This is a genomic window from Streptomyces hyaluromycini (assembly GCF_002217755.1).
Taxonomy (GTDB): Bacteria; Actinomycetota; Actinomycetes; order Streptomycetales; family Streptomycetaceae; genus Streptomyces; species Streptomyces hyaluromycini.
The window spans coordinates 46,592-53,469 of sequence record NZ_BCFL01000023.1 but is presented as its reverse complement, the minus strand read 5'-3'; the positions used below and the strand labels follow the sequence as shown (position 1 = coordinate 53,469).

The following is a 6,878-nucleotide window of genomic DNA, read 5'->3' as shown; positions in this document are numbered from 1 at the left end:
GGGACATGGCTGTTGAGGTGAAGCCCGGTGACTACAGGGCACTTCTGTCGCGGTCGATGCAGACGATCAAGCGGCTGACGGCGGAGCTGGAAACGAAGACGCGGACCAGGGAACCCATCGCCGTACTGGGCATGGGCTTCCGCCTGCCGGGCGGGTGCAGCGATCCGGACACCTTCTGGCGGTTCCTGCGGGACGGGGGGGACGGCGTCGTCGAAGTCCCCAAGGACCGCTGGCGTCTCGAGGACGTCTATGAACCGGGCTCGGAGACACCGGGCAAGATCTACCTCAAGGAAGCTGGGTTCCTGCGCGAGGACGTGACCCGGTTCGACGCGCACTTCTTCGGGATCTCGCCCCGCGAGGCGATCGAGATGGACCCGCAGCAGCGGCTGCTGCTCGAAGTCACCTGGGAGGCACTGGAGCGGGCGGGGATCTCCCCGGAGGGGATCAGGGGAAGCCAGACCGGTGTCTTCGTCGGGCAGATCGGTTCCGAGTACGCCGGCCTGCCCCGGTCCCAGCCGTTCGGCAACCCCTACACGCTGACCGGGTCGATGTCCAACATCACCTCCGGACGTATCTCCTATGTGCTGGGGGTGCACGGCCCGTCGATCTCGATCGACACGGCGTGCTCGTCCTCGTTGGTCTCCGTCCACCTGGCGTGCGAGAGCCTGAACAGTGGTGAGTCCGACCTCGCCCTCGCGGGAGGGGTAAACCTGCTGCTGGCCTCCCAGGGCTTCTCCTCTCTCTGCGACATGGGGGCGCTCTCCAGGGACGGACGCTGCAAGACCTTCGACGCGGACGGCGACGGCTACGGGCGCGGGGAGGGCTGCGGCGTCGTAGTCCTGAAACGACTCTCCGACGCGGTCCGGGACGGGGATCCGGTGCTGGCCGTCATCAGGGGAAGTGGCGTCAACCAGGACGGGCCAGGCAGCGGTCTCACGGTGCCGAACGGATCGGCGCAGCGCGCGCTCATACGCGCCACCCTGGCCCGGGCCGGCGTGCTGCCCAGTGAGGTCGGCTACTTCGAGGCGCACGGCACCGGCACCGCCCTGGGTGACCCGATCGAGTTCCAGGCGATGACCGACGTGTTCGGCAACGACCCGTTGCGGAAGACGCCCCTTCAGGTGGGCTCGGTGAAGAGCAACATCGGCCACCTCGAAGGCGCTGCCGGCGTCGCGGGTCTGATCAAACTGGTCCTGTGCCTGCAGCATCGGGAGATTCCCCCCAACCTGCATCTGAACACCCTCAACCCGAAAATAAGGCTGACGGACATCCCCGCGAACGTGCCGCAAACGTGCGTCCCGTGGGAAGCGGAGGACCGGCCCAGGATCGCCGCGATCAGCTCGTTCGGATTCAGCGGAACCAACGCGCACGCGATCCTCGAGGAGGGGCCCGCGACCCTCGCCGGAGCGGTCGGCGGCACTCCCGGCCACGTCGCCCACAGCGACACAACGAGGGAGCGCCCGCTGCACATCCTGGCCCTCTCGGCCAAGAGCAAGGGCGCGCTGCACGACCTCGCCACCGCCTACGAGCGGCTGCTGGACGCCGATGACACGCTGGCCCTGGCGGACATCTGCCACACGGCGAACGTGGGCCGCGGCCATTTCCCGCACCGCCTCTGCTTCGTCGCCGCGGACACACGGGAGCTGAAGCAGAGGGTGTCCGACGCCGTACGCGACGGCACGGCAGTGAACGAGGGCAGTGCGGGCCGCAGGCAGGCGCCGAAACTCGCCGCCCTGTTCAACGGGCGTGGCGACAGGCGCCTGGCGGTTCGCCTGTTCCACAGCCAGCCGGAGTTCCGGGCCGCGGCGCAAGCCTGCGACGAGGCGGTCAGGAAGTTCACCGGGACCGGCTTCGTCGAGCACTGGTCGGCGGTGCCGAACGGCTCCGCCTCCGGTGCGCCGATCGCCGCCCCGCAGGATCGCGGCAGCAGGGACATCGAGTCCTTCGCCCTGCAGTTCGCCCTGTCGACCATGTGGCAGAGCTGGGGTGTACGCCCCCGCGCGGTGCTGGGCCGGGGGACCGGTGAACTTGTCGCCGCCTGCGCGGCGGGGGTGATGGACATGTCCACCGCGCTCGGATTCCTGGTTGCCGGGACGGAGTTCGCGCGTACTGTGCCCGAGGCCGCCCTTCGCGTCCCGAGCCTGCGGGTGCTGACCGCGACGACGGGAGGGCCCCTGACGAAGCAGGAGGCGCTTTCGGCCGCCCACTGGGCAGGCGTGGCGTCGGCGCGAGCGCGGCCCGACGCGGGCATCGACGAGCTCATGGCCCAGGGGCATGACGGGTACCTCGGGATCGGTGCGGAGGCCACCGACGACGCGATGGCCGCCCGCCTCGTCTCGTCGGACCGTCTCCACATCCCGTTCCCGTCCTCGTCTGATCCCTGGGACGTCCTCGCGCACGCGCTCGCCGAACTCTACGAAGCCGGCCTGGACGTCGACTGGAAGGGATTCGACCGGGGTTACCGGTCGACCAGGGTCGTCGCCGTCCCCACCTATCCCTTCCAGCGCAAGCGCTACTGGATCGAGACGGCTCCCACCCGACCCACGGTGCCGGTCATGGCCGAGCGGGACCAGGACGCTCTGGACGGGCGGGTCCTCCCGTCCCCCCTCAAGGAGACTCAGGTCGAGTTCACGTTGCCGATGGACACCGTGCCGGATGTGCGCGCCACGCACGGGGTACTGCACGCCGGCTACTACCTGGAGATGCTCGCCAGGGCTGTTCGGCAAGCCTTCGACCGGGCCTGCACGGTGCGCTCGCTCGCCTTCATCAGCGCCCTCCTGCTGCAGGAGGAGGGCCAGAACGAGATCACGCTCGTCCTGCAGCGGCGGGAGGACGAGGCGTCGTTCGGCTTCTACTGCCGCACCGGCGCGCTCGGGAACTGGAGCAAGCACGCGCAGGGCACCGTAGAGCTGCACGAGGACGAACCGGTGCTCGGCGGCACCGGTTCCCGGCCCATCGCGGCTCGCGCGGCGGACCTCGGGGAACGACGGCCGGGCTCCGAGTTCTATGCGGAGGTCGCTCGTACCCGGCGCCTCGAACTGGGCGAGGGGGTGCGGTGGATAGCCGACCTCTGGAAGGGGAACGGCGAGGCCCTGGCACGGCTCGCGCCACCGCCCAGGGTCCGGACACGGCGCGCTTTCACCATCGGCGCTCATCCGGGTGTCTACGACGCCTGCGCACAGCTCTTCCACGCCGCGCTGCCGGACAACGTGGAGGCGGACACGCGATTCATGGTCACCGAGTGGCGTGACATCGGCTGGCACGCCGCGGACGGCCCCAGGGAGCTGTGGTGCCACGCCACCGTCGAGCGCTACAACCCCAACTCCGGTGAGCTGCACGGACGGTTCGAGCTGCTGGACCAGGACGGCACCGTCGTGGGGCGGATCGAAGGCGGCACCATGAAGGGCCTCGGCGCCCGGCACGACCAGATGTTCCAGCAGCTGTCCGAACAGCCCTCGCATGCGTCCGCCTCCGACGAGGACCTCTCGGTGGTCATGCTGAGCCTCTCGGACGCCGCGGCCGCCGACCGGCTCCGTGTGCTTGAGGACTACCTGCGCGGGTGCTTCGCGGACCTCATGAAGATGGACCAGGACGAGCTCGACGTGGAGGAGCCGCTGGCGGACCTGGGGATGGACTCGCTGGTCGGAGTGAGCGCGAAGAAGACGCTGGACACGGAGCTCCGTATCCAGTTGCCGCTGGCCCTGTTGATCGAGGGGCCGAGCGTGCGCGACCTGGCCAGGACGGTTCTGCCGATGGTCCAGATCGTCGAGCACCCGCGCGAGCGGAACGCCGACGGTGCCGATGGGGCCAGAACCGCGTCGGCGTCCGCTGGCAGGATCGCGCGCAGCACCCGCTGGATCGCCCTGCGGAAGCCGAACCCGTCGGCGAAGTTCAAGCTGTTCTGCTTCCCGTACGGGCGCGGGCGGGGTGCCTCCGTGTTCCGTGAATGGCAGCGACTGCTGCCGGACGAGGTGGAGGTGTGCCCGGTCCAGCTTCCCGGCAAGGAGTCCCGGATCAAGGAGCGCGCCTTCGAGGACATCGACACGGCCATCGACACCCTGGCCGAGTCACTGGCGCCGGAACTGGACCGACCTTATGCCCTCTATGGCCACAGCGCCGGCGGGCTCCTGGCGTACCGGCTGGCGTACCGGCTGTGGCAGACCCACGAGAACAGGCCGCACCACCTTTTCGTCGGCGCGTATTCGGCGCCGCCGGTCCAACCGAACCCGATGATCGTCCTGACGCGGAACCTCTTCAAGGAGATCGGGTTCGACGACATTCCAGCGCCGGACGATCTGCTCTCGGCCACCGCGGTGGAGAAGCAGAAGATCCTCCAGGTTCTGACCTCGGAGGCGGACCTCAGCGGAGAGCTTGCCGAGTTGCTGCTGCCGTCGCGGCTCGCGGAGCTGAAGATGGTGCAGAGCTTCCAGTACGAGGGCGCTCGGTTCGACGTGCCCGTCACGGCATTTCACGGTCTGCGGGACGACAGGGTCGACCAGGCCCACATGACGGCGTGGCGAGAGGTCACGGACGGCGCCTTCACGCTCCATCTGCTCTCCGGCGACCACCTCTTCCTCAGCGAGGACCAGGACCAACTCCTGCTGCTGCACCACATCCAGCGCGGTCTGGGGGTGGACTAGCCCATGGCCGAGGAGACACAGATGGACATCTATCGGGACCTGCACCGGCACGGAGACCGTACGGCGTTGATCGACGCTCGGGGCACGCGGTACTCGTACCGCGAACTGCACGACATGGTGACCGCCTTTGGAGCCGCCCTGCCGTCGGCGGGAAGGGCCCTGATCCTGCTGCGGACCAGGAACCGCGTCGAGTCGCTCGTCGGATACCTGGGAGGCATCGCGGCGAACCACGTCGTGTTGCCGGTCGACCACTCCGTGGGCGACGACCTGCTGCACCATGTGACTCAGGCGTACCGGCCCGAGTACGTGTGGGACGAGAGCACGGGCGAGGGCGCACCGCTTTTCACCGCGGGTTCCTACCGGCTCGTGCGGACCGGTCACGCGCCGGGAGGTTCGGATCTGCACGAACAGCTCAGCGCCGTGCTCCTGACCTCCGGATCGACCGGCTCACCCAAGGGCGTACGGCTGTCGAGGCGCAATCTCAACGCCAACGCGAGCTCGATCGCGGAATACCTGGAACTGGACCCATCGGAACGGGCCATCACCAGCCTGCCGATGAGTTACTCCTACGGCCTGTCCGTCGTCAACAGTCACCTGTGGGTGGGCGGTACCTTGCTGCTGACGGACGACTCCCTGGTCAGGCGTGAGTTCTGGGAATTCTTCCGAGAGCACGGAGCCACATCGTTCTCCGGCGTCCCCTACACGTACGAGATGCTCGACACCCTGCGGTTCGCCCGCATGGAGTTGCCGAGCCTGCGCAGTTTCACCCAGGCCGGCGGAAAGCTGCACGCGGAGACCGTCGAGCGTTACGCGGCGGAGGCGAGAAAACGGTCCGCCCGCTTCTACGTGATGTACGGACAGACGGAGGCCACCGCCCGCATCGCCTATCTCCGCGCCGACCTGCACCCGGACAAGAGCGAGAGCATCGGCGCCGCGATTCCCGACGGAAAGCTGTACCTCAAGGATGCGAACGGGCTCGCGGTGTCAGAACCCCGCATGCACGGAGACCTCCACTACGAGGGTGCCAACGTGATGCTCGGTCATGCCCGCGACCGTGCCGACCTGATCAAGGGAGACGAACTGGGCGGCTGTCTCGATACCAGGGACGTCGCCTACTTCGACGACGACGGCAACTACTACATCGTCGGCCGACGCAGTCGCTTCGTCAAAATGTCCGGTGTACGGACGGACCTCGACCAGATCGAGCGTCATCTGCGGGAGGCGGGGTTCGCCTGCGTCTGCGGAGGCAAGGACGAAGAACTGTCGATCGCGCTCGAGGACATCTCCGCGGCGCGTTTGGTCAGACAACTGCTCCGCAGGACGTTTCGCATCGATCCGCGGCAGGTCCGCCTCATGGAGGTGGCAGAAATACCCAAAACCGCCCATGGAAAGACCGACTATGCGCGGTTGTTCGGGGCGACTGACGAAGGGGGCTCGCGATGAACACCAGGCTCGTCATCGCACAGTTCGACGAAGGGGCAGAGCACTTCGATTCCTGGTCGGTCACACGCGACGAGAGGATGCTTCGCGGGCTCGCGGAGTTCTGTGGTGTGACGCCGGACGACGAACTGCTGGACGTCGCCTGCGGAACGGGCGCCTTCGCGCTCCATTCGGCCACGCTGGCCCGCTCGGTGACCGGCGTGGACATCTCCGCCGGGATGATCGCCGTGGCCAGGAAGAACGCTTCCGACCGAGGACTGGGCAACGCCCGATTCGTGCACCAGAACGTGGAGGGCCTCGGCTTCGAGGACGACACCTTCTCCATGGTGGTCTCGCGCTCGGCCTTTCACCACATGGCGCGCCACCGGGAGGTGTTCGCCGGGATGGTCCGCTGCTGCCGGCCCGGCGGCACCGTCTGCATCCAGGACATCATGGCCTACGACGAAGAGAAGACGGACCGGTTCTTCGAGCGGATGGAAGTCCTGATCGACCGAAGTCACCACCGCACATACACAAAGCGTGACTTCTTCGAACTGTACCGGGACAACGACACGAAGCTGGAAGCCCTCTTCGAATCGGAATCCCTGCTTGATTTCCATGACTACGTCGACCACGTCGCGCAGACCGACAAGAGCCGGGGAGAAATAGCCCGACTCCTCGACGAAGGCCTGGCCGACCCCGATATTGCCTCTTCCTTCGCCGAGAAGGACGGAAGGCTTCTCTGGAAGAGGCGAGTCTGCACCATCAAGGGCAAGAAGACCGTGCAGCCACGGAAGCCAAGCGGCGAGGGGTACTGAT

Annotated in this window: 3 protein-coding genes; all 3 read left to right on the top strand. The window is 67.5% G+C overall.

The genetic code is table 11. The annotated features are described in order from the left end of the window. Window positions 1-5 precede the first annotated feature (5 nt). From SSP29_RS29335 to SSP29_RS29325, 3 genes are read left to right on the top strand one after another with little or no spacing between them, the layout of a single operon-like run. Window positions 6-4,640, top strand: coding sequence for a beta-ketoacyl synthase N-terminal-like domain-containing protein (locus SSP29_RS29335; RefSeq protein WP_167450028.1), 4,635 nt, complete (start codon window positions 6-8; stop codon window positions 4,638-4,640). Between the two features lie 21 nt (window positions 4,641-4,661). Then, window positions 4,662-6,083: an AMP-binding protein gene (locus SSP29_RS29330; RefSeq protein WP_167450027.1), complete on the top strand. Its 1,422-nt coding sequence runs from the start codon at window positions 4,662-4,664 to the stop codon at window positions 6,081-6,083. Further along, window positions 6,080-6,877 (top strand): class I SAM-dependent methyltransferase, encoded by a 798-nt coding sequence (locus tag SSP29_RS29325; protein WP_089103851.1) that lies wholly within the window; start codon window positions 6,080-6,082, stop codon window positions 6,875-6,877. Before SSP29_RS29330 ends, SSP29_RS29325 begins: the two co-directional genes overlap by 4 nt. Window position 6,878 lies beyond the last annotated feature (1 nt).

Coding starts and splice junctions, on each gene's coding strand:
- SSP29_RS29335 (WP_167450028.1), top strand. CDS start 6: ATGGCTGTTGAGGTGAAGCCCGGTGACTACAGGGCACTTCTGTCGCGG.
- SSP29_RS29330 (WP_167450027.1), top strand. CDS start 4,662: ATGGACATCTATCGGGACCTGCACCGGCACGGAGACCGTACGGCGTTG.
- SSP29_RS29325 (WP_089103851.1), top strand. CDS start 6,080: ATGAACACCAGGCTCGTCATCGCACAGTTCGACGAAGGGGCAGAGCAC.